Source organism: Novipirellula galeiformis (assembly GCF_007860095.1).
Classification (GTDB): domain Bacteria; phylum Planctomycetota; class Planctomycetia; order Pirellulales; family Pirellulaceae; genus Novipirellula; species Novipirellula galeiformis.
The window spans coordinates 275,318-296,337 of record NZ_SJPT01000008.1 but is presented as its reverse complement, the minus strand read 5'-3'; the positions used below and the strand labels follow the sequence as shown (position 1 = coordinate 296,337).

Sequence of the window (21,020 nt, the reverse complement as noted above, 5' to 3'; positions counted from 1 at the left end):
AAATCCTTCGGCGAACGCGTCAGACGGATCAATCTCGTACTTGCCCCAGCTTGAACAAAGTTTCCTCAAAGGATTCAACGAGGTAAGCTTGCCGCTCGGATTTTTTTACCACCCCATCTTTTAACCTCCTGTTACTCCGCGCTAGGTCGTATTGCATTGGCTCACGATCGAGAATGATCTCGGCCGTGCCAGTCGCTTGCATCGTGCCGATGCCGATTGGCAGGTAAGCGAGGTTAAAAAATGGAAGATTAAAAAATGACCGGTGATTGGTGCCCGCCAGCAAATTTGACGCTAGGTGCAGCCTGAATGTTTTCTGTCTGTTCAAGGCAATGCAATCGTTCGGTAATGACACATGTCGTCGCGTTGCGACTGTCCCAATCCGGGTCGGCCGTCAACCACGGACTCGCGTCCGTGGCTATTGCCTGTCGTCACTTCGTGACTGATCCAGCCAGTTTGATCTCGATTCTGCGCCAGCTTGAACAACGTTTCTCTAACGATTCGACGATGTCGGCGTGGCGTTCGGTTTTTCATTGTATTTGCTGGCCCGAATGACGCTCTCTTATCGCGTCCAAACCACGCCGGCGCTGCCGGTGTGGAATTGGCTACGGTCGTTGACCTGCAGATCATAGTTGCCGTATAGCGTTAGCGCCGCGTTGCGATTGCCTTGCAACCCGATGCCTACCAATGCCCAGTCGCGGCCCAGGTCCAAGCCGTTGGTTGCAAAACTCGATCCGCTCTGGGTGCCGGTGACGCTGGTCGATGGATCCAGATACTCATGCATCCACGAAGCCCGGGCATTGGGTGTCCAACGCCAACCGTAATAGCCGTTCAGGTGACGGTTGCCATAAAAGTTCGAGCCAACCATGCTGCGGAGCGAATGGGCATCGACATCGTCGATCGATGCTCCACCGGACTCCACATGGTCGTCTTGGTGGACCCACACGTATTGCAGGGCAACATTGGGTTGAACCTTCACGCCACCGAGGGTGCGATTCCAACCGCGTTCCAGGTAGGTGCCAGTTTGCACGCCGTCAAAGTTGCCGGTGATGCCACCGATGCGGGATGTGTCGTAGTCGTCGTACGCCGCGTTGCCGGCCAACGTGTAGTAGTTGCCATCGTGATCGTTGCGGTGCAAGAATGTGCCAATCATCCCGCTGTTGACGTCCGCTTCGGAACCGTTGTCCGTGCTGACGTTTTGATAGCCGTACGTGCCATAGAAGCCCACCATCGTATGAGCATCAACGTGGCGGAAGAGCCCCAGTTGCGTGCCTGCGGCACCGTAGTCGAATCCCGCCACTCCGAGATGGCCATCGGCGCTGCCGCCGATCCCGTAGCCTTGCATCCAACCACCCCAACCGCCTCGCGTCAGCGGCGCACTTCGGTAGCTGATCTGCTGGACGGCCGGTTCCTCGTAACTGACCAGACTAACCGGTGCGTAATCACCGCTAGAGGTACGTGGCGGAGCAGTGAGCGTGACATGGTCCATCGAGCCTGCACCGCCAGCGAAGCTACCTGCCATGCCGGTGATTTGACGGCTCAGCGATTGGAACTGATAGTTTTGGTTCTGGAACTGAGCCTGCGAGGTGCTGCCGAGCAATTGGCCCGCTTCAAACGAGGGCAGCTCAAAGATGAAGTTGATGGTGAATTCACCAGAATACAAATCCCAGTCGAAGATGTAGGAGCCAGGGTCAGCTGTGGATGCGGTTCCAAAATCCAGCAGATTGCCAATCTCGTTGTTCCAATCTCGGTGCCAATTTTCACCGCCTCCACTCATCCCCATATGAAAATAGCTACTGTTGGTACTCACATTGATCGCCGAGATCGACTCGCCAGCCCCCACCGTAACGGTTGCATAACCATTACCTCCGTCAGCTTGCGTCAGCGTCGTATTAGACGAGTTAATAAGGATGGGGGATGCCGCTTGTGCTGTTGTCACACAGACGATCAGCGTCATCGTGGTCAAAAATCGGAACATGCAAAGTTACCCGAGGTCTCGAAAGGTGGACGAATGGACTCTACATCTATCGTGCCAAATGTGCCAAATAATACAGCCGCACGGGTTTGCAACCTTTAATCGCTACAATCATCGCGACGCCATTACTAATGCCCCCCCCCCTATCGAACATAAAAAAAGATGACAAATGTCGTGTGGATGCACGGGAAGAATGGAGTACGGACCGCCTGGGGCGGTGGGCCCTGCAGAAAAACGTTTGACATTCGGGGCCAAACGACGAAGACTGAAGAGGTGACCTGACCCTTCGTTGCTCGATCTTTCTCGGTTTGCATCGCCAAACCTTTTGAATGTCATCGCCAAAACTTCGCCGCCAGATTGCTTGGGAAGCGGCACGCTTGATGTACTCGCGTGAATGTAGCGAGTACTTCACTGCCAAACAAAAAGCCGCTCGCCGAATCTATCGAGGCTGGATCAAACCAGCCGACTTGCCCACCAACGCCGAAATTCGCGAACAAGTGCAATTGCTGGCCCGAATCAGCGAAGGCGACCAGGGCTATTCCAAACGGCTGCTGGAGATGCGATTGCGGGCCGCATGGTGGCTGCGAAAACTGACGCCGTTTCACCCCAAATTGATCGGCAGCGTGCTGACCGGCAGCATTCGCGAAGGCTCGGACATTGATATCCATGTGTTTGCCGCGTCGCCTCAATCGATTGCAATCGCGCTCGATGAACTGGGCGTTTTCTATCACATGCAGCGTAAACGGGTCGAAAAACATGGCGAGCAACGTGTGTTTACCCACTTACATGTGCGCGACACGTTTCCGATCGAACTAACGGTCTATCACCCTTCATTACTCGGATTTCGATTTCGCAGTTCGATTACCGGCAAAGCGATCGAACGCGTCGGGATTGCAGAATTGGAACGTATGATCGCAATGGAGCACGACGTCGATGCAAACGCTCAAGTCGAGCAATTATCCGCAATGGATCTGTGTCCGGATCGTGCAAACGTTTTCTTGTCGCTGTTGATTCCATTGGAAAACGTGCGGCAAAGTCCGCATTACCATCCGGAAGGGGATGCGTTGTTTCACAGCATGCAAGTCTTTGCATTAGCGAAAGACTTGATGCCGTATGATGAAGAGTTTTTGTTGGCGGCGTTGTTACATGACATCGGCAAAGCAATCGATCCGCAGAACCACGTCTGCAGCAGCCTAGAAGCTCTCGAGGGGTTCATTTCGGAGCGCACCGCATGGTTGATCAGGCACCACATGGAAGCTCACAAAATCCATGAACGTACGATTGGAGCGCGACGTCGCAAACGGCTTGCTGCCCACCCGTGGTTTGATGACTTATGTCTGTTAGGGGAATGCGATCGCGCCGGACGCGTTCCGGGAATGGAAGTGGAAACTCCCGAAGCGGCATTGGACTACATCGAACAGCTTGACGAGATGTTTGAGTGAGGCCGGTTCCACCGGCCCTACGGACTCAGGACTCAGGACTCATTAGCAATGATCCACTACTTTCCGCCGATGGCTCGGCGGAAGGAGTCAAAGGCATCTTGGTAAGCGGCCGGTGGCGGCGTGCGATTCCCAGCGTCACGCAGTCCTCGCAACGCATCGGCTTGTTCGCGGCGTTGGCTTGTCGCCTGGGTCGGTGGACGCATCCCCAAACTTTCGAGTGCTTCGCGAAGCTCCTGCTGTTTGGAGGGATCGGACGCGCCGGTTTGATCGAGCTCGCGAACCTGTTTCCATCGCTCCGCAAAACGCTGTAAATCCGCATCGGTCCAGTTTAGTTTTTCAAGCAAATCTTGGTCCGGCTTGTCACGCGTTTCATTGAGATAGTCCAGCACCATGTCGGTCGACTTTTTAGCGTAATCGAGATCGACGGGATCGGATGTGGGTGGCAAGGAATCGACAGCATTACCCGAATCCGCTCCCGAGCCCGAGCCATTACTCCCCGCTCCCGAGCCATCCGGCGCCTGACGACGTGGCTCTCCGGACTCGGAGGAGGGCGTCGGCTCGGACGCCGAATCACGCGGTTGGCCGCTCTGTGGATCGCTACCTTTGGACTTGGCTTCGTCTCTGGATTTCGCTTCGCCTTGATTAGCTTGGTCTTGATTAGCTTGGTCTTGATTAGCTTGGTCTTGATTAGCTTGGTCTTGGGATTCCGAAGCGTCGGGTGCTGCTTGATTGGCGTCCTTGTTGCCCTGGGGTGACGCACTCGCATCGGACGTATCGCTGGAGTTTGCAGCCCCCTCGTTGCCTGCACCTTGTTTGCCTGCACCTTGTTTGCCTGCACCCTGTTCGCCGCCATCTTGCGGATTCATCGAATCGCTACTGGAACCATTTTCGGCATCGTTTTGCGAACCTTGCTCATTGGCCTTCGCATCGCCCTGCGGAGACGTCTCGTCTTTGGCCGCTCCATCTTTAGCCGCACCCTCGCCCGATTTCTCACCGGATCCATCGCCAGACTTCTCTGTATCTCCCTGCTTTGAATCCGCTGGCTTTGAGCTGGGGGGAGTTTGGGGCTGTTCCTCGCCTGATTTGCCTGCACCGGATTCAGCGCCGGCGGGCTTGTTATTCTGAGCGTCCTGGCCCGTAGATTGTTTCGCGGAATTGGTTGCGTCCGCGGTGGAGTCCTCTCCCGATCCCGATTCATTCATTTGATTTGGATCGTTGGCGTCCGCGCTCGATTGGCGTTCGCTTCCGGCATCGGAGTTTGAATCCGGCTTCGCAGCGGAATCACCTTGTGAGCCCTGGCCTGATTGCTGCTGTTTCTTCTGATCGAGGTAGTCACGAATACGCTCGAATGCTTCGCCATCATGCTTGGGGGGCTCGCGTTCGGCCGATCCACTTTGGTTTTGCTCGGATCCCTGGCCTTGCTCGGATCCCTGCTGACTTCCGTCTGTCGACTGGGACGGATCCGACATCCCCTGCTCTGCCCCGCCCTGGCCTGTTTCGCCCTGGCCTGTTTCGTTCGGGCCTGACTCTCCCTGCTTCGAACCGGTTGCCGAATCCGTTTGCTTGGAATTTGAGTTTTCTCGCCCCTTCGGCTTGGCTCCTCCAGACGGATCTCCTCCGTCTTGGCCTGCTCCGGCAGAATTGCCTCCCGCCCCGTCTTCACCCGACTTCGCATCACCCGACTTCGCATCACTCGACTTCGCATCACTCGACTTCGCATCGCCCGACTTCGCGTCGTTTGGCTTCGAATCACCTTGAGGTGAATCCCCCTGTTTAGAATCACCGGGCTGGGAATTCCCTGACTTCGAGTCCGAGGGCTGGGAATCTCCCGGTTGGGAGTCCTTCATCTCGCCACCGGAATCGTCTCGGCTTTCGCCGCTATCTTGGCTGGCCCCCGACGAGGCTCCACCGCCGGAAGCATCCTTGTTGTCTCCCTCTCCTTGCGAATCCTCTGCATCGGATGGAGGCTGCGTGCCGGATCCCCCCGAGGAACCGGACTGGTTTTCGGGGTCAGAGTCCTGTTGCTCGCCCGACTCGCCCCCGGTTCCGCCAGACGAACCGCCGGATTGTTCTCCCGATTTCGATTTCCCACCTGATTGAGATGCGCCACCGCTTGCACCGCCCTGCTCTCCTTGGCCCGCGGATTCCCCCGCATCGGGACTTGCCGCCGGCTTTTTATCGGGAGCCGACAGCCCCTCTCCGGCGACTGGCTCTTTCGGCACCGGTTCGCTCATCGTGATGCGAAGTTCGACAGGATCCGTTTTAGCCACATTGGGTTCCACTAACGGATCCATTACGTCACCGCGATTATCGGTTGCGATCGCGGTGACTTGGACCGCGTCGCCGACTCGCAGGAAGTGTTCGTGAGGTCGAAAACGATACTCGGCAATCTGGTTCCCCTTCCGACCGACATCGTCCTTCCACAACGTGGCACGCTCAAGCACCTCAATCCCGCGACGGATCTCTAGCTCGATTCGCTGCAGTCCATAATCCGCATCGGCCGCATGAATTTCGATGATTTGCTGAGCATCAATCGGAATACTTTTGGGCGATTGCTGCGGCATCACGATCGTGACTTCGGGCGACAGATCCGCGATCACGCGAATCGGATAAACGATCGGCGCTGGATTGGTCTGGCCGCTCTTGTCCCAAACCTTGATGCGATAACTTTCCAATTGCACGGCCGACGATCGCTCACGCGCATAACGAACGGGAAACGAAAACGTGATCAACGTCCCCGACTCATCCACTTGCATCTCCATACTGCCTGCGGTCGCATGCACCGTATCGCCGAGCGGCTTGGGGTTGAACTGGATCGTTGCTTTTTCAATCGGACGGTTCGTTCGCGCCGAAACGGTGACCTGCGTTCCGTCAAGCGCCGTGATCGCCGCACTACTGCTGGTGTGAGGTTGCTTTTGAGTGTAGGACGGCGGCACATAACGAATCGATTGAACGGCAACGACCGGAACGTCTTGAACGGTCAAGTAGAACGGGCCTGCAAGATTATCGCCCGCTTCGATTTGGTAAGGCACCTGACCCGAGGAAGCGTGTTCGAGCGTGATCTCACCAAGGTAACGTCCTGAACTCGCATCGCGTTGCAACGGGGTCTCGACTTCACGATCCTGAGCCTGCCAACGACAAATCACAGGCTCGTCTTGACGCAGCCCCTCGACGACCGCAGAGATCTCGAGGGTTCGTCCGGCGAGCGTTTCGACATTGCCCGGCAGCACGTCGCGAATCATCACCCGTTTCGCAGGATCGATCGACGCGATCGGCATCACCAATCGACTTGCCGATTGGAAACTGTCCTTGGGCGACAATGCAGCGTAGAGGAAAAAGATTGCCATTAACCCCGCGGTGACGAGCCACCAACGAATCATTCCGGTTGCTTCGATCGGCAACGCGTCATGAGTGCGCAACCGGCTGGCCGCATGAGCCCCGATCGAACGGATGACCTTCCCTCGCAACCCAGGAGCATCTTTCTGGTCGCGCAGCGTAACGTAGCTGGTCAACTCTTGCCGCATTTCCGGAACGTCACGCTCCAGCGAGTAAGCGGCGTACTCGGGACGAATCGCTCCTCGCAGCACGGGCACCACCCGAAGCAACGTCTGGGAAACCACCCATGATAGCAATGCGATAAAGCCGACGATGCGGGCGCCCCGCCCTGGCGAGTAGAGCCACTGGTCGACAACCACCCAGACGAGAACCGCGACGACGGCTCCGATTAAGATCCGCAACAGGCTGCGAATCAGCTCGGCCCACCACAACGCCTTCTGCGCTTCGCCGATGCGTGATTCGACCAACGCCGCCACACTATCAAACGCATTTGGCTCGCGTGGGGTGGATGGCGGAGGCGTCGGTGATGCAGTGGTAGAGAGCGACATTGAATTCGATGAGACTCGTTCGAACGAGGATATTAGCTTTGTTTCAGTATAGCTCAGCGGGCATGGAATTCGCGTGCTCGATACGCGAACGCGCCCACGACACGGTCATTTCTCTATTTTAGATCAAGAGCCCCCCCGCCGGCTAATCCGCCCCGGTTGGCACAACCGCGCTAACCACTCCATTCGACAGCTCCCTCGACAAGGATGCAAATTCGCGCCGTAACCCCTAGGCGAGATTAACGCCGATTCTTGCTACACTATAGACCTGAATCGACGATCGACACTCCTCCACTTCACTCCTCATTTTCGACGTTCCCTAATGAGATATGCATTCCGACTTGCGGAATTACTTGGACACACCCCCGACCGACGCAAGCGCCCAGGAACGATCAAGTCCATTGTTGAACACACAGGACTCGATCGACATCAAGTAGCTTCGCTGTTAAAGAACGAAGCAAAATACATTCCGCTGGACGCGCTTTCTCGGTTATGCGACTACTTGATTGACCATGGTTACGCCACGGCCGACCAATTGCCGGGCGCCTTGTTCCAAATCAACGCTGAGAACTTTTGGGAGCTGCTCGCTCGCCGGGGCGACATTGAGATCGTGATTGGCGTTCGCCAAAACGATGGCGACGACTCTCCTGAGAATGCGACCGTGGTGGCAAGCGATTCGGTCTTGTTCGGCGAACTACTCAATGGAGTGTCCACCCTTGGTGGTGCCGCCAAGCATAAAACGAACGTCGAAGGCGAAGACGGCAAGCCGGCTGAAGTGCCGATGCCGGATCGATTACAACAAACCTTGGTTTGGAGCCCCGGCCAAGTCACCCTCGAGGACGCTCGTGAACGGGCAACCGAAGTCTTCGAAGGCTTCGTCGAAGCTACCGGCGACCGGGGACTGGTATGTATCGGCAGCGTGAAGAGCAACCCGGTGGTCGAACTGATGTTTTCGGACGCCTTCGGCTGCACTCCGTTTGTCACCGAAGACGATGTCGACGATGTCTCGGCTCGCTCATGCCCCTTCTTTCTTCGCTACCGCGACAGCGATCCGAAGCCGGGTGCTGCATCGGCGGGCGTACGCTTGAGCAAGAACGAAGATGCTCCGGAACCAGGCTTCTACTACGAAAAAGACGATGGCACGTGGGCCTATGCGGGCGGCAAAGGCAAAGACTCGGCATTGGTGTTCTACATCTTCCGCGAAGCCCTGGGACGCTTGGACATGGTATTAAGCGGATTCTCCGGCCGAGCGACTCGCTTGCTTGCCAAGACCTTGGCAATTCGTGGCGAAGAATTTTGGCCACCGGTTTACGAGCACGGCGGGATGCAAGTCGGTGCCTACTTGGTTCAGTACGAGAACACCGATACGAAACCCAGCCGCGACGATTTGCTGTACAACCCAGGCGGTGCGGCTCAGATCATGCCGCTGTCGCGAAAAGCGCTCGAGCGACGTCTGTCCAAGCGATAGAACACGAATGCAATCAAAGCGACGCGATGTCACGATCGCGTCGCTTTTTTTGTGCGCAGAGACTTCGACTCTGGCATCCAATTTTTTTAGCTCAATCCCGAGAGGGATTTTAATCGTAGGGCCGGTTCCCACCGGCCAATCATCCCACATCAATTTTGATGTAGCTCGTGTCGCCAGACGGTGGACCACGATCTTGCGAACGCAGCTACGGCTTGGATCCCACGTCAATTTTAAAATTGCTCGAATCTCCTCCACCCCCATCGGGATAGGATCGAAAACCATTCGTCATGAGATGTGTTGGATCAAGAGTTAGAGCCCCCAGGCCTCGTCGAAGAATCCTTCGGCAGCGATTTTGCCTGGGAAGATACTGTCATCTTCGGCTTGCACGTCGATGACCGCCCAATCGGGAAGCATCGCGATTTGACGCGAATTGCTGACGTTGGAAAATTCTCGGAACGTCATCCCGCTATTGACCACCACATACTTGCCAGCGTTTTTGGGATTGGGATAACAGAACGCGACCGCGTGGGTCGCCGGATCAAACACCTGATCCCCAACCTTCAATGTTTCCTTGGTCCACTCGATCGGCAACTCGCTTCGGATTTCACGCAGGTACCGATTGCTCGCGAAATCGCCGAAGCAGATCAGATGGTTATTCTTGATTTGCTCTTCGCTGAGATCGACATCCTTGACCACGCGAACGTCGCCACGCATCAATTCACGCCATCGCCGTTGAGCGTAAAGTTGCTCGCGATTGACCCAACGTTGCACTTCCCCGTGCGTCGCTGGGCGAGTCGGCAACACAAACAGAAATCGATCACAGAACGCATCATCGATCGGGCCTTGCATGCCAGGACGTTTCCTCAGCCGCTTGGGATCGGCAATATCGATGTTCCACTCGCCATGGGTCCGCACCAATTGGCATTGCCACCCCGGTGAATCACTAAGGTCCGGCACCAAAAATCGCCCTCCATCGATGATCAAATCGACATCACGTGATCCAGTGGGCCACGCCGATTGGCGAAAATCGAATTCTAAATGCGTCACTCCCTCGGTGTGTACCACCAAGCGATCCTGGGCGACGATTCGGGCTTTCACTCGGCCCGCGGTCCAATGCTCAACCAACCCGGTGACCCGCAACCAATCCGCGGTGGAATACTTGGTGGTGTAGGTGACAAAATCGATCTGTTTACGGGGCGCTGATTTGGGTTCCGATGCAATGCCGGCTAGTTGCCGATCGATTTCGACGATCGAGTTGTCATCCACCTTGTGCCCCATCTTGGCACCGATCACGTAAGGGAATTCAAACCCAGCCTCCTGAGCCGCAGCGACAACACGATCGGCGGCCTGTCTTTGCTTATCGACTTCCCCGCTGTACGCGATCGTGTGGGTGTTTTGCAAGTTGGTGACCCAAGGTAAGACGTCGTACCAACGCAACAGCTTTTGACGCGTGGGATCAAATTCAAAAGGTGGCTTTTTGTCCCAACCTTGATAGACGATCGAATCGACAAACCCCGCGCCCGGATTAGCGGCAAACCAGCGAGTCGGATCGTGAACGGCCAAGTGCCAAGCCCCCGCACCGCCCATCGAGAAGCCACGAATGGCGATCCGTTGGGGGTCCACGGGGACAATCCGCTGGGTGTGGCTAATCGCTTCATAGACGTCCGTTTCCCCGGCGAACTTGAACGCATTGCAATGCCGACCGAAGGGGTGCAGCACGATCGTATCGTCAGGCGCGTAGGTGCCCAGCTTGCTCATTCGCTCGGTCAAAAACGCAATCTCCGTCTTGGCATCGCCGCGACCGTGTAACCACACATCCACGCGGTACGGCGTGGTCATCCTCAGCTGGAACCCCGCAGGGATCACCAAGCCATAAGGTTGGACGGAGTCATCGATTTCGGAAACAAATCCGCCGACCAACAATTGCGGCTTGTCGACGCTTTCTGCCGCCAACCCCAAGAGCAGCAAGCCTTGAGTTCCTGCTTTCACGGCAGTCAACCGGCGACTCGCTTCGTCCAGTAGTTTGGCGGCGTCGGCGGTTTCGGATTTGCGGTAAAAACGATCTTGATTGATCGCCAGACGCACCGCGCGGGTGAGCACCAGAATATCGGGAACCCAACGCGACGACTCGGTCGAGGTCGCAGCGAATACCTCGACTTCCTTTTCTAACTGAGCGACTCGAGCCGCCAATTCGCGTTTGACAGCAGGATTGATTTCAATCCCAGCCGGAGGCAATTGCTTGTAGCCTTGTGCGTCTGCCACAGCCTGCCACTGGCTGATGAAGAACAACACAAAAACGGGAACCAGCAGCTTCAAACCAAGACGGCTCATCCGACGCACCTACCTATCGTTGCTAACTCATATCGTTGCTAATGATCGCTGGCGATTTCCACCACGTCTTCTAACTTCATGGCTCCGTCGTACAAGGACCGCCCGATGATCGCTGCGGGCATCTTCATCTCGACAAGCTGACGTACATCCTCGAGCGTCGTCACGCCTCCGCTCGCGACAAGCGGGATGTCGGTCGCCGAGGCCATTTCGGCAAGCCCCGCAAAGTTCGGGCCACTCATCATCCCATCACGGGCGATGTCCGTGTAAATGATCGCGGCAATATTGCTCGTTCGCTCACGCAGATCTTGGGCCAACTCGATCGCGGGGGTCGTGCTGGTTTCCAACCAACCATCGGTCGCGACCATGCCATCGCGGGCATCGATTCCCGCGGCCAATTTGCCGGGATAGCGATCGCACATCGAGGCGAACCACTCGGGCTGCTTCAAAGCTTGAGAGCCGACCACCAAACGAGCGAGCCCAACGGAGAGCAACAGTTCAATGGTCGCTTCATCACGAACGCCGCCCCCGAGCTGACACGGCAATCCGGTGGCTTGAACGATCCGCTTCGCCGCTTCGCGGTTGGGTTGGGGGTCGTCGCCCCGGGCGGCATCGAGGTCCACCAAGTGCAATCGTTTCGCCCCGGCATCTTGCCATCGTTTTGCGAACTCGACGGGGTCGTCACCGAAGACGGTTTGGCGATCGTAATCACCCTGTTTGAGCCGAACGGGTTTGCCGTGGCGGAGATCAATGGCAGGCCAAATTTCCAACGTTAAATCCTTATGAGTAAAAAAAAATGATCAGTCACGCTCGAAGCGTTTTGAAAGCTAATTTTGCAGGGAGCGTTTGGCCCGTCGCCACTTAAGCACGCGAGTCGGCCGGATGATTCGATCGACCGGTTCGCCTTGGTGTGGCGGGAGCGAGTTGCAAAGTTTGAGTGGGGTTCCGAGCCGCTAGGAGCGGCTCGATCGCGTTGAGGCTACGAGGCCAGCCCGGCCAACTCGGCCGCTCGGCGGACACGCTTGATCCCGATCATATAAGCCGCGATGCGCAACGAGACGTTGTTCTGCTGTGCGGTTTGCCAGACGTGTTCGAACGCTTCGCTCATGGTGTGATCGAGTTCCTGGCGGACACGATCGAGCGTCCAACGGTAGTGTTGGCGGTTCTGGACCCATTCGAAATAACTGACCGTCACTCCCCCTGCGTTCGCCAAAATGTCAGGCAGGATGGTCACGCCTTTCTTTTGTAACACCGCATCAGCCTCGGGATCGATCGGCCCATTGGCCGCTTCGACAATGATCGAAGCCTGAATGCCGTCCACGTTCTTTGCGGTGATCACACCGCCCAGCGCCGCGGGGATCAAGACTTTCACGTCGGGCAAACTCATCAGCGCATCCACCGGCAAACAATCGCAGTGAGGATAGCCTTCGAGCAGCCCCTTGGGATGATTCAACTTGTGCCGCAGCACTTCCGAAATATTCAATCCATTGGGATCGTAATAGGTGCCGGTCAAATCGCTCACCGCGATGATCGGAAACTGAGCCTCCTGCAAAAATTTAGCTGCATGGGTGCCGACGTTTCCGAAGCCTTGAATAGCGGTTTTCGCCGCTTCCGGTTTGAGCCCGAGTCGCTTGGTCAACTTGACCGTTAACGCTCCGACCCCACGTCCGGTTGCCTCTTCACGTCCACGGGCGCCGTACTCTTCGACCGGCTTTCCCGTAATCACGGCAGGGTTGAAACCGTGGTACTTTTCCCACTGGTTACGAAACCATGACATGACTTGGTGATCGGTCCCCATGTCGGGTGCCGGGATATCGGTATCCGGTCCGACGATGTCATGGATCTGGTCCACAAAGGCGCGCGTGAGTCGCTCGATTTCACGCTTGGACATTTTCGAAGGGTCGACCCCGATGCCACCTTTGGCGCCCCCGTAGGGCAAATCGACGACCGCTGTTTTCCAGGTCATCAAACTGGCCAACGCCCGCACCTCGTCTAGATCGACCTGCGGATGGTAACGCAAACCGCCCTTCATCGGCCCCCGGCTGTTGTTGTGTTGGACGCGAAAGCCGACGTAGTTCCCCAAACTACCATCGTCGCGTTCAATCGTCACTTGAACCTGGACCTCGCGGCTGGGCATCAACAACGTCTCACGCAACGACGGTTCGATACTGAGATGATCCGCAGCAGCATTAAAAAAGATTTGCGTCGCCTCGAACGCTCGCATCCGCCTGTCTCCTTCGCGTGTTAGAGGATGCACCTCTAATCGCTAAATGAATGATCAACAATTCCATCCGCCGCTCAGGATACCACGTTCGAAGCACTTCGTGATGGGGAGCCCCACCCCGTCGGAGGCTGACTCCTCCCGTGGGGGACGAGCGAAACCGTGTCCCCCCTTACGCCGCAGCCCGATGTGGCCTCTGACGCCCCCGCGGAGACAACGCCCGTTGTTCCCTGACTCGTTGCACCCAGCCTAACAAGGCGGCGGGTGACGGAACCGGATCGTCGCACAAATAACGACGCCCGGCCGAACTTTCCGCGTATTGCAAAAGCGCGACGTAGAACGCGTGCAAACGATTTTCATCCCAACCATTTTGATCCGAGACAAACGCCGCCAAATCATCCGCCCCGCTGCAGCCAATTCCGGCTAACAATTGTGCGTCGCAGTGACGCAACCCAGGCACTTCGCACATCAGCGTTGCTTGAGTCTGCCACAAGGCAACGGTTTCGCTTGAGATCGAATCGGAGCCCCAACGAGCGGCCACGTCCTGCGGCGAAGCCGCCAAAAAGTCTGCGACCGATCGAATCCCAAGCTCGCTTAGTCGACTCGTTGTTTCGGGATCCATCGACGGGGCATGGATCATCTCAGCGGCGTGAGACAGCCCAGCAACCTCCTCGCCGGTTGAGTGAAGTGCGGGCGTTAGTTGCGGGATGAAGGGAAGCGACACCGGCGTCTCCGCATCTGCTTCGGCCGGCTTGTCCCCTGAGGTCGGCTTGACCACCCCGATCGCAGTGTGGCGTGAAGCAAGCCGTTGCTCTCGCTGCTCATTCCAGCGCTGCTCGTCCCGATGAATTTGGGTGACGCGATGAACGATATCGACTTCGGTCGGCAGATGCCGGCGCAACTGTCCCGTCCGCTCGACCTCTTCATACAGACACTTAACCTTGTCGTGAAGCAAGTTCGATTCAACGCGGCCGATCCACCAATGCAAGGGAGTTTTGAGCGTGGCCGTCAACAACGGTTGCAGCGAAGAGAACGTGGGCAATCGCTCGCCGCGTGTACGTTCTGCATCCATGGCAACTCGCTCGAGAACTCGCGCCCAACCGGTAATCGAGATCCCGAACAATTCGACCAGCACGTCGCGTGTGACCTCGTCGAATCCCGACTGGCGATGACGCACCGCTTTGTCTAAATGGTAATGATTGACCAGCAGCTCGTATTTTTGATTCGCATGGCGAGCACCGTGAAGAATCGCCTCGCCAAGCCAACCGGGGCGATCGGAAAGCTGAAAAACCACGCTCAAATCGCTGTCCACCCAAGACTGGTGAATCTCGCGATAGGATTCTCGAATACTCCACTCGATGGGTCGATGCAGAATGCGCTCGCGGTCGCAATGCGCGGTGTGCAAGGGTTGCATTGGATCAGTGAAATAGTGACTCAACACCCCCGCGGCATGAGCAGCATCCGCCCAACGATCGGTACGTAGATACTTTTGCAAGCGGTCGTACCATTGGTGGGCCACGCGCGGCGCTCCGCCCCAATAGCCCTCGTTCACGTGAACGACGTGATTTTGGAAGTCGCGAAAGCGGACGTCTGGATCGGTCGCGCCGACTAAATAGCGATGATGGTAACGAAGCAACAGACGCTTGAGACGTTCACCGCTTTGGGTAGCCACCAACGGCAATGCGTCAAGCGCAAAGAAATGGTGCGTGCTACGACAATGGGTAGCGCGCAACAGGGAACGTAGCGGATTCATCATTTTGGCAACTCAAGCGGGTAACCAAACACAGGCCCGAAGATGCGGAAGGGGGGACGTCAGCTTAGTGTGCCGACTTTCCACGGGCGGTGGCAAGATGAATCTAACGTGGAACGCCGGTTACCGCGGTTTGGAACGCACGATGTCGCGTGTATCCCAAACCAAACGCATCATTTGCTCGGGACGTGGATCGGGAGCCACGTAGGTAAAATAATCGGCGTCGATCCCCAGCAATCGTCGACGACGATCCGAGACCCCAGGATCAACATCCAGGAAGGAATCGGCCATTTCGAAATCGCGATCCCACAACACCGCATCGGTCAACCGTTCGATTAACGTCTCCCAATGCTCAAGGTCATCCGACGTAGGCTCGGGTTGCCAGGACGGGTCGAAGCAGGCGTCCGATTCGCGATAAAAATCCTGCCCCGGTTCCGCCTCGCGAAAGAGTAATTGATAGGCATCCAACACCAAATTTCGCCAAGTCGCCCCGTCGTTAAAGCAATCGCCCTCGGCATTCTCGCTGTAAAGATCAATCTCGATCGCCACCTGATCACGCACTTCAACATAGATCGCGGCAATCGCAGCTTCGGTCGCGGCGGACAACGGTAGGACCGATTCCGTCTCGGTCAACAGATAGCGTGCAACATCGTGCAACAGGCCGATTCGTTGCGACGCGGCCAAGGCATCATAAACGGCGATCCCCGATTGGCATTCCGGCGCCATCGAGGCATCATCTTCGTCATCCAAATGAACCAACAACGCATCGATCATCGTATCGATGGCAAGACTCACTAATGTTGCTTCGCTGCCTCGTAGCGTCCGATCCCCCCGGCTGGTGTGCCACATGCTCGTCTAGCTCCCTCGTCCCTGTTCCAATCGCGATGTTTCCCCAGCGTCCTAACGAGCGTCGCTAGGGTGTGAAATGAAACGATTCAGCGATGGATGATTATGTGAACCACTTTAAGTCGGGGTCATCATAATCGCTTCTGCGGACGCCGGGTTGGGCATTCGAAAATTTTTCGCAGAGGGCATTTAGGCCATTTTCAGACAGATCGCTACGACGCATGCGGAAACGAGGGTTCCGCTGCGTTTCGCCGCATTGGGCGGACGCGGGGACGTTGGAAGAGCACTTCCTCGTCCCCCTCGTCACGACGCAGATGCACATCGAGTTGTGGGAACGGAATGCTGATCTCGTGAGCATCAAGTTGACGCTTGATTTCGACCGTCAAGGATTCTTTGAGCCGGAAAAAGTCTTTCGATGGAACCCACATTCGCACCAGCCAATCGACGGAACTTGCCCCCAAATTGCTCATAATCACGGCATACCCGCGTTTCTCGCCCGGAATGAACTCACTCTCGAACGTCATCACCGCAGCAGTCAATGCGGCACGAGTCATGTCGATATCGGCCGCGTAAGCCACTCCGACCGGAACTTCGACGCGCCGATGAGCATGGTGGCTGATATTTTCAATCGTTCCGCCCGAAATCGAACTGTTCGGAACGATGATGCGGCGATTGTCCGGCGTGTCTAAAGTGGTGGTAAATAGATCGATTTCGTTGACTTTTCCCATCACGCCAGCCGCGTTGACCACGTCGCCGACTTTGAAGGGACGAAACACCAACATCAATACACCCGACGCGAAATTGCTAAGGGTTCCCTGAAACGCCAAACCGATAGCAAAACCAGCCGCGGTCAGCATCGCTGCTAAACCACCGAGCGGAGCCCCCATCTTGGACAAGACCGCTCCGACCACTCCAAACATGATGCTGTAGAAAACGATTTTGCCAACGAAGATGCCAAACGTTTCATCAACACGTCGACAGATTGGTTTGCTGATCACACGCGACAAGTAACTCGCCGCTAGGTAGCCAATAAAGACAATGCCCAAGCCGATCGCAGCGAGAAACAACTGGGGAGCTAAATGTTGGGTCGCGTAATCCACCACGCTCACCATGTCCCCCTCGCCGCTGGTCAAATTCCCAATCACTTGCTCGGTCGCTTCAGAAAAACTGACGCGGGGAGCGGTAGCGGTACCCTCGGGAACGATCGTCTCAGTGCCTTCAACCATAGCGGAATCCTTTCTTAACCCATCGAATGCAGGAGACCTCCACTGGCGAAGTCCCCATTGCCGTTCTTCTGCGGCAATCGACAGGTATATAAAAAGGCACCCCTACGAGTAAAGACGAACCCACTTGCCCTCCCGCCGCTGCTTCACCCTGCTGCTTCACCCTGCCGCTTCACCCTGCTGGCAGCTTGGGCGGTTTGCGACCGCCGAGTATTTCAAGAGGTTACCAAGCGAGATTGCCGCACTGGCCTCCCACGTCAGCAGGAGCAACCCTCGAGTGCAGGCAATGCCGGCAAAAGTCCAGTCTCAACCTTGTCCTTACAACAAGCGAGCTCCACTTCGTCGCCGCAACGACTTACCCGCCAAAAGGGATTTCGGTTGCCGAACATTTTGCAGCAACAAGTGACGTAGGTATGCGGAAACTCGATTACAATCCGTGAATAAAAACGACGAGCTTCCAACGTGGATCCTCGCCTCCGTATAGTACGACACCCTGTCGTACATAACCTCGTTGTGTGACCTAGCGTAAATACAGTGATGGCCGAGCGCCCTACAATCGAAACCGCGCATGCTTGGCGGCCATCGACGCTTGCCCTGTGGTTCCTCTTCATCGTTTCCATCACATCGTTGGGCCTTTTGTGCTATTTCCGACACAACATCTGGCTAATCCTTGCGGCCCTTACGGTGGTTGTCGTTTGGACAGTTACTGGACGACGCTGGTTTCTCCGCGGGTTCCATCAGGCCTTCGATATGCTCGCGATGTTTGCCTATCTGTCGGCGATTTTCGCACTGGGGATCGCTGCATATCGACTCTGGGGCTAACTCGCTCCGTCAGGTTCCGGTCGCACAACATGGTTTTTACGCAAGGCCGCGGCTTCGTCGTTGGAGACTCGTTTGGTTTGGCATGTTGCTCCATTTCGGTGACGCGTTTTGGTTTGCCACGCCGCGGACACCGACTCTTTGGCAACGCGGTTTCTTTTTGGTAAACTGTTTTGTGTTGCGACGCTTATTGGCTTTGGAGAGAAGCGGTGTCGTAAAAACCTTCCGTTGTGTGACCCTAGAGTGAACGGATGTCGCGGTCCCCGGCGATCACTCGTGCGACCTGGATACCGTCCTTGATTGGCCTGAAGAATATTACGTAGCGACCAACCACACTACTGCGAATGTCGCGACCGTACTCAGGCCGCCGTTCTCCTAATTCTGGCGTTGTCGCGATGAGATTGCACTTCGCTTCGATTTTCTCGACCCAATTAGCCGCCGCAATGGGTTTGTCGCGTGCGATGTAATCGCAGATGTCCGACAAGTCCTGTTGCGCGGACGGTGCAATTATCAACCTCGGCATTACTCGGCTGACTCCATCGCCTTCTTTGCGCGCTCTCGCAGTTCGCTGAACACGACATCTCCGTCGATTCCCTGACCCGCGTCTAGTTCATCAATTCCCTTTTGAATTTCCGCTCGCAACAGCTGCTGACTCTTCAATAACTGCACGCCCGCGGCAACCGCGGCCTCTGTAGATTCGAACTGTCCTGACGCCACCAAGCCCTCTACGAATTGCATCGAATCGGGGCTAAGTTGTACATTCATCGATTCCTCCAACTGGGGCTGCCGGGTCACACAACATGGTTTTTACGCAAAGGCCCTGCGGGCACACCTTCGATGTGGTGTCGGGCTCGCTGTCATTATACAATCAAATCTAGTTCAGGGCATCCTCGCTTCGTTCAGGGCGGTGACGTAAAAACCTCCCGTGATGGGTTCAGCTTGTTGAGGCCGAAGCATGAGAGTCATATCCGCATTCGTGATTTTGACGTTGACGGGTTGTACGAAGCCGCCTGCGGAAAGTGCGCAAGCTAAGGCAGATCTCGGCTCGATTGTCCTACAATATCACCAGTACGTGGGCGAGCATCGGGAACCACCGACCCACATCGACGAGCTTGCCGAATTCGAAGCCCCATTTGGTTGGTTGCAGGGGAACGCAACGGTGTCGTCGCAGTGCACGACCTCGCTTCGATCAGGTAATTACGTGGTTATCTGGTCTTACAATATTGCGGAAGACCTTCAACGAAATGAGTCGGTGATTTTGGCGTATCACAGAGACGTACCGACATCGGGTGGCTACGTTGCGTTTGCGGATGGGAGGGCAAGGTCGCTGAACAAAGAGCAGTTTGCAGCAACGGACAAAGCGTCACCCACCAAGGCGTCGATTTCTGACTAAGTCTGCTTGTACACTTTTCTGGCTGGCAACGACTTTCACTCGACTCACGATCAACCGCCTCTCCCGTTACACGAGCAAGGTCCACGCGTGCCGTGATCCAAATCGATAATCCGTGGGCGCTGTTCGTGGTCTTTGTGTTCTGCGTAGCGGGCCTCGTCATCTACCCTTTCATGATGACCGAACGATTTCGGTTCACCTCGGCGAAGATCGTCGCGATCGTCATCGCCGTGGGAATCTCCATTTACAGCGGAACCTTCGCCTTTGTGCTCGTGCTCTTGTGGCCGCTGTCATTCATCGGGTTCCCTGAATATTGGGGCAACTACACCGGCTTCATTCACGGGCCCTTCATCGATAAAAAGTCGCCGCCGATCGTCGTATCCATGATGGGCTGGTTCTTTCTTGTCGTATTCCCGTTGCTGCTGATGCTGATCACGAGCCGCTAGCGTGGCAACAATGAATGCCCCTTTTTACGCTACGACTTGTTTGCCTTACGACTTGACGGGCAGGTAGATATCGGTAATCCGATCGCATGGTGGCGTCGAGTGTGGATCATTTCGATAGATTTCATAGGCATCCTGGCGAAGCACCTTCAGTTTTTTGTAGCGAGCGTACTGATACGCACCGCTCCACGCATTGCCTAGATTCTCGTAGCTGCCGATATGCCGGACGTGCAGCGCGCTGCCACCCCGCAAATGACAATGCGCTAACCCCGCTGCCATCCCCTCGTCTTCGCCAACCGCATATCCGCTGGTGAATCGAAATTCATGCTGCTTCAAATCGCAGGGATGATACGCGCTCAGCATCGAAGCATCGATCGCAACATCAACCTCGGTGAGCCGCATCTGGATCTTGGAGAAAATGCGATCCATCGCGGGACCGACTTCACTAATAGGGCAAGTATCACTAAGCCCGTAAAAATCGATTGGCGGAACCGACTCGACCCCGTGAACTTCCGTTTTCGAGAGCACCTCGCCCGTTTCGAGTTGCTCACGCAACATTTTCAGCCCGCGATCGTAGTCCATGCCAACGTAGGTCTCCATGCTCGACCGCATCCAGAACATGAACCACGGCAACTTGCCATCCATCTGCCAACTCACAACGGTGCCTGATGGAGCCGGTTCAAATACGAAACGAACTTTCGACTTCGACTTGAACGGCTTCACAAACCGAATCTCTTCTTCGATTCGGCAAGCGGGCTCCAGGTGCAAGTGTTCGACCTCTCCTTGGCCAACGAGATCTCCCTTCCAGCGGTAAATCGAACCGACGGAATTTGGATTGGAGCTCACAGTGACCACCGCATCGGGATCGATACCAAGCCAAGGCGACCACTTCGTCCAGTTCCCAAAATCGGCGACATAATCAAAAACCACCTCGGGTGGCGATGCAATCTCAAGCGATCGAGAAACATGAAAAGCAGGCATCGTAACACTCTGTGATGGTAAAAACGTGACACGCCCGACCGCCATAGCATGGCGGCATATTCTAACAGGGAACCGAGCATTTCATGCTCAAACATCCCAACCTCAAATCAAAATGCTCAGAGGCCAGGTGCGTCAAGCGTACCACGGACCAGATGGATCGGGGGATCAAGCAAAGAAAACGCTCCAGAACTCTCCCCTTTCGCAATGGCGGCGAAATCTCGACCGTCCAAAAGCGGGTCATTTTCTTTACATGCAA

At 56.0% G+C, this 21,020-nt stretch carries 16 protein-coding genes; 4 read left to right on the top strand and 12 right to left on the bottom strand.

Annotated elements, in window-relative coordinates; all coding sequences use genetic code 11:
* Positions 1-28 precede the first annotated feature (28 nt).
* Together Pla52o_RS20810 and Pla52o_RS20805 are read right to left on the bottom strand one after the other, a co-directional pair.
* A complete protein-coding gene (locus tag Pla52o_RS20810) occupies positions 29-325 on the bottom strand; it encodes a hypothetical protein (RefSeq protein ID WP_146596549.1) in 297 nt (98 codons plus the stop codon).
* A gap of 234 nt (positions 326-559) precedes the next feature.
* Entirely contained in the window at positions 560-1,975 is a 1,416-nt protein-coding gene (locus Pla52o_RS20805; protein ID WP_146596548.1) for an autotransporter outer membrane beta-barrel domain-containing protein, read from the bottom strand.
* A 326-nt stretch (positions 1,976-2,301) separates the two neighbouring features.
* Between Pla52o_RS20805 and Pla52o_RS20800 the strand changes: the two genes are divergently transcribed.
* On the top strand, positions 2,302-3,414 hold the full coding sequence (locus Pla52o_RS20800; RefSeq protein ID WP_146596547.1) for an HD domain-containing protein: 1,113 nt from the start codon (positions 2,302-2,304) through the stop codon (positions 3,412-3,414).
* Positions 3,415-3,470: 56 nt separating this feature from the next.
* Here the strand turns inward: Pla52o_RS20800 and Pla52o_RS20795 are convergent, their stop codons facing one another.
* Positions 3,471-7,298 carry a hypothetical protein gene (locus Pla52o_RS20795; protein ID WP_146596546.1) on the bottom strand — a complete coding sequence of 1,276 codons (3,828 nt, stop codon included), beginning with the start codon at positions 7,296-7,298 and terminating at the stop codon, positions 3,471-3,473.
* A 319-nt stretch (positions 7,299-7,617) separates the two neighbouring features.
* Between Pla52o_RS20795 and Pla52o_RS20790 the strand changes: the two genes are divergently transcribed.
* Positions 7,618-8,763, top strand: coding sequence for a helix-turn-helix domain-containing protein (locus tag Pla52o_RS20790; RefSeq protein ID WP_146596545.1), 1,146 nt, complete (start codon positions 7,618-7,620; stop codon positions 8,761-8,763).
* 309 nt (positions 8,764-9,072) lie between these two features.
* Here the strand turns inward: Pla52o_RS20790 and Pla52o_RS20785 are convergent, their stop codons facing one another.
* The 8 genes from Pla52o_RS20785 to Pla52o_RS20750 all read right to left on the bottom strand — a co-directional run bounded on the left by Pla52o_RS20785 (position 9,073) and on the right by Pla52o_RS20750 (position 18,715).
* Complete coding sequence (locus Pla52o_RS20785) at positions 9,073-11,094, bottom strand: prolyl oligopeptidase family serine peptidase (RefSeq protein WP_146596544.1); 2,022 nt, start codon at positions 11,092-11,094, stop codon at positions 9,073-9,075.
* Positions 11,095-11,132: 38 nt separating this feature from the next.
* Positions 11,133-11,861, bottom strand: a complete 729-nt coding sequence (gene hisA, locus Pla52o_RS20780; protein WP_146596543.1) for a 1-(5-phosphoribosyl)-5-[(5-phosphoribosylamino)methylideneamino]imidazole-4-carboxamide isomerase — start codon at positions 11,859-11,861, stop codon at positions 11,133-11,135.
* Positions 11,862-12,070: 209 nt separating this feature from the next.
* Positions 12,071-13,315: a Glu/Leu/Phe/Val family dehydrogenase gene (locus Pla52o_RS20775; RefSeq protein WP_146596542.1), complete on the bottom strand. Its 1,245-nt coding sequence runs from the start codon at positions 13,313-13,315 to the stop codon at positions 12,071-12,073.
* Positions 13,316-13,484: 169 nt separating this feature from the next.
* A complete protein-coding gene (locus Pla52o_RS20770; RefSeq protein WP_146596541.1) occupies positions 13,485-15,068 on the bottom strand; it encodes a DUF4332 domain-containing protein in 1,584 nt (527 codons plus the stop codon).
* 117 nt (positions 15,069-15,185) lie between these two features.
* The gene (locus Pla52o_RS20765; protein ID WP_146596540.1) at positions 15,186-15,911 is read right to left on the bottom strand and encodes a hypothetical protein; all 726 of its coding nucleotides are present in this window, start codon (positions 15,909-15,911) and stop codon (positions 15,186-15,188) included.
* 209 nt (positions 15,912-16,120) lie between these two features.
* The gene (locus Pla52o_RS20760) at positions 16,121-17,134 is read right to left on the bottom strand and encodes a mechanosensitive ion channel family protein (RefSeq protein ID WP_146596539.1); all 1,014 of its coding nucleotides are present in this window, start codon (positions 17,132-17,134) and stop codon (positions 16,121-16,123) included.
* Positions 17,135-18,188: 1,054 nt separating this feature from the next.
* A complete protein-coding gene (locus tag Pla52o_RS20755; protein WP_231612519.1) occupies positions 18,189-18,473 on the bottom strand; it encodes a type II toxin-antitoxin system RelE/ParE family toxin in 285 nt (94 codons plus the stop codon).
* Entirely contained in the window at positions 18,473-18,715 is a 243-nt protein-coding gene (locus Pla52o_RS20750) for a ribbon-helix-helix domain-containing protein (protein ID WP_146596538.1), read from the bottom strand. Before Pla52o_RS20750 ends, Pla52o_RS20755 begins: the two co-directional genes overlap by 1 nt.
* A 190-nt stretch (positions 18,716-18,905) precedes the next feature.
* Here Pla52o_RS20750 and Pla52o_RS20745 point away from each other — a divergent pair, with 190 nt between their 5' ends.
* The gene (locus Pla52o_RS20745) at positions 18,906-19,343 is read left to right on the top strand and encodes a hypothetical protein (protein ID WP_146596537.1); all 438 of its coding nucleotides are present in this window, start codon (positions 18,906-18,908) and stop codon (positions 19,341-19,343) included.
* A 92-nt stretch (positions 19,344-19,435) separates the two neighbouring features.
* The gene (locus Pla52o_RS20740; RefSeq protein ID WP_146596536.1) at positions 19,436-19,786 is read left to right on the top strand and encodes a hypothetical protein; all 351 of its coding nucleotides are present in this window, start codon (positions 19,436-19,438) and stop codon (positions 19,784-19,786) included.
* 45 nt (positions 19,787-19,831) lie between these two features.
* On the opposite strand, the gene Pla52o_RS20735 is transcribed toward Pla52o_RS20740, so the two are convergent.
* Positions 19,832-20,764 (bottom strand): SRPBCC family protein, encoded by a 933-nt coding sequence (locus tag Pla52o_RS20735; protein WP_197169398.1) that lies wholly within the window; start codon positions 20,762-20,764, stop codon positions 19,832-19,834.
* Positions 20,765-21,020 lie beyond the last annotated feature (256 nt).

Excerpts from the sequence above, each read along its gene's own strand:
- Pla52o_RS20805 (WP_146596548.1), bottom strand. The coding sequence starts at position 1,975 with ATGTTCCGATTTTTGACCACGATGACGCTGATCGTCTGTGTGACAACA.
- Pla52o_RS20800 (WP_146596547.1), top strand. The coding sequence starts at position 2,302 with ATGTCATCGCCAAAACTTCGCCGCCAGATTGCTTGGGAAGCGGCACGC.
- Pla52o_RS20795 (WP_146596546.1), bottom strand. The coding sequence starts at position 7,298 with ATGTCGCTCTCTACCACTGCATCACCGACGCCTCCGCCATCCACCCCA.
- Pla52o_RS20790 (WP_146596545.1), top strand. The coding sequence starts at position 7,618 with ATGAGATATGCATTCCGACTTGCGGAATTACTTGGACACACCCCCGAC.
- Pla52o_RS20785 (WP_146596544.1), bottom strand. The coding sequence starts at position 11,094 with ATGAGCCGTCTTGGTTTGAAGCTGCTGGTTCCCGTTTTTGTGTTGTTC.
- Pla52o_RS20775 (WP_146596542.1), bottom strand. The coding sequence starts at position 13,315 with ATGCGAGCGTTCGAGGCGACGCAAATCTTTTTTAATGCTGCTGCGGAT.
- Pla52o_RS20770 (WP_146596541.1), bottom strand. The coding sequence starts at position 15,068 with ATGATGAATCCGCTACGTTCCCTGTTGCGCGCTACCCATTGTCGTAGC.
- Pla52o_RS20765 (WP_146596540.1), bottom strand. The coding sequence starts at position 15,911 with ATGTGGCACACCAGCCGGGGGGATCGGACGCTACGAGGCAGCGAAGCA.
- Pla52o_RS20760 (WP_146596539.1), bottom strand. The coding sequence starts at position 17,134 with ATGGTTGAAGGCACTGAGACGATCGTTCCCGAGGGTACCGCTACCGCT.
- Pla52o_RS20755 (WP_231612519.1), bottom strand. The coding sequence starts at position 18,473 with ATGCCGAGGTTGATAATTGCACCGTCCGCGCAACAGGACTTGTCGGAC.
- Pla52o_RS20750 (WP_146596538.1), bottom strand. The coding sequence starts at position 18,715 with ATGAATGTACAACTTAGCCCCGATTCGATGCAATTCGTAGAGGGCTTG.
- Pla52o_RS20745 (WP_146596537.1), top strand. The coding sequence starts at position 18,906 with ATGAGAGTCATATCCGCATTCGTGATTTTGACGTTGACGGGTTGTACG.
- Pla52o_RS20735 (WP_197169398.1), bottom strand. The coding sequence starts at position 20,764 with ATGCCTGCTTTTCATGTTTCTCGATCGCTTGAGATTGCATCGCCACCC.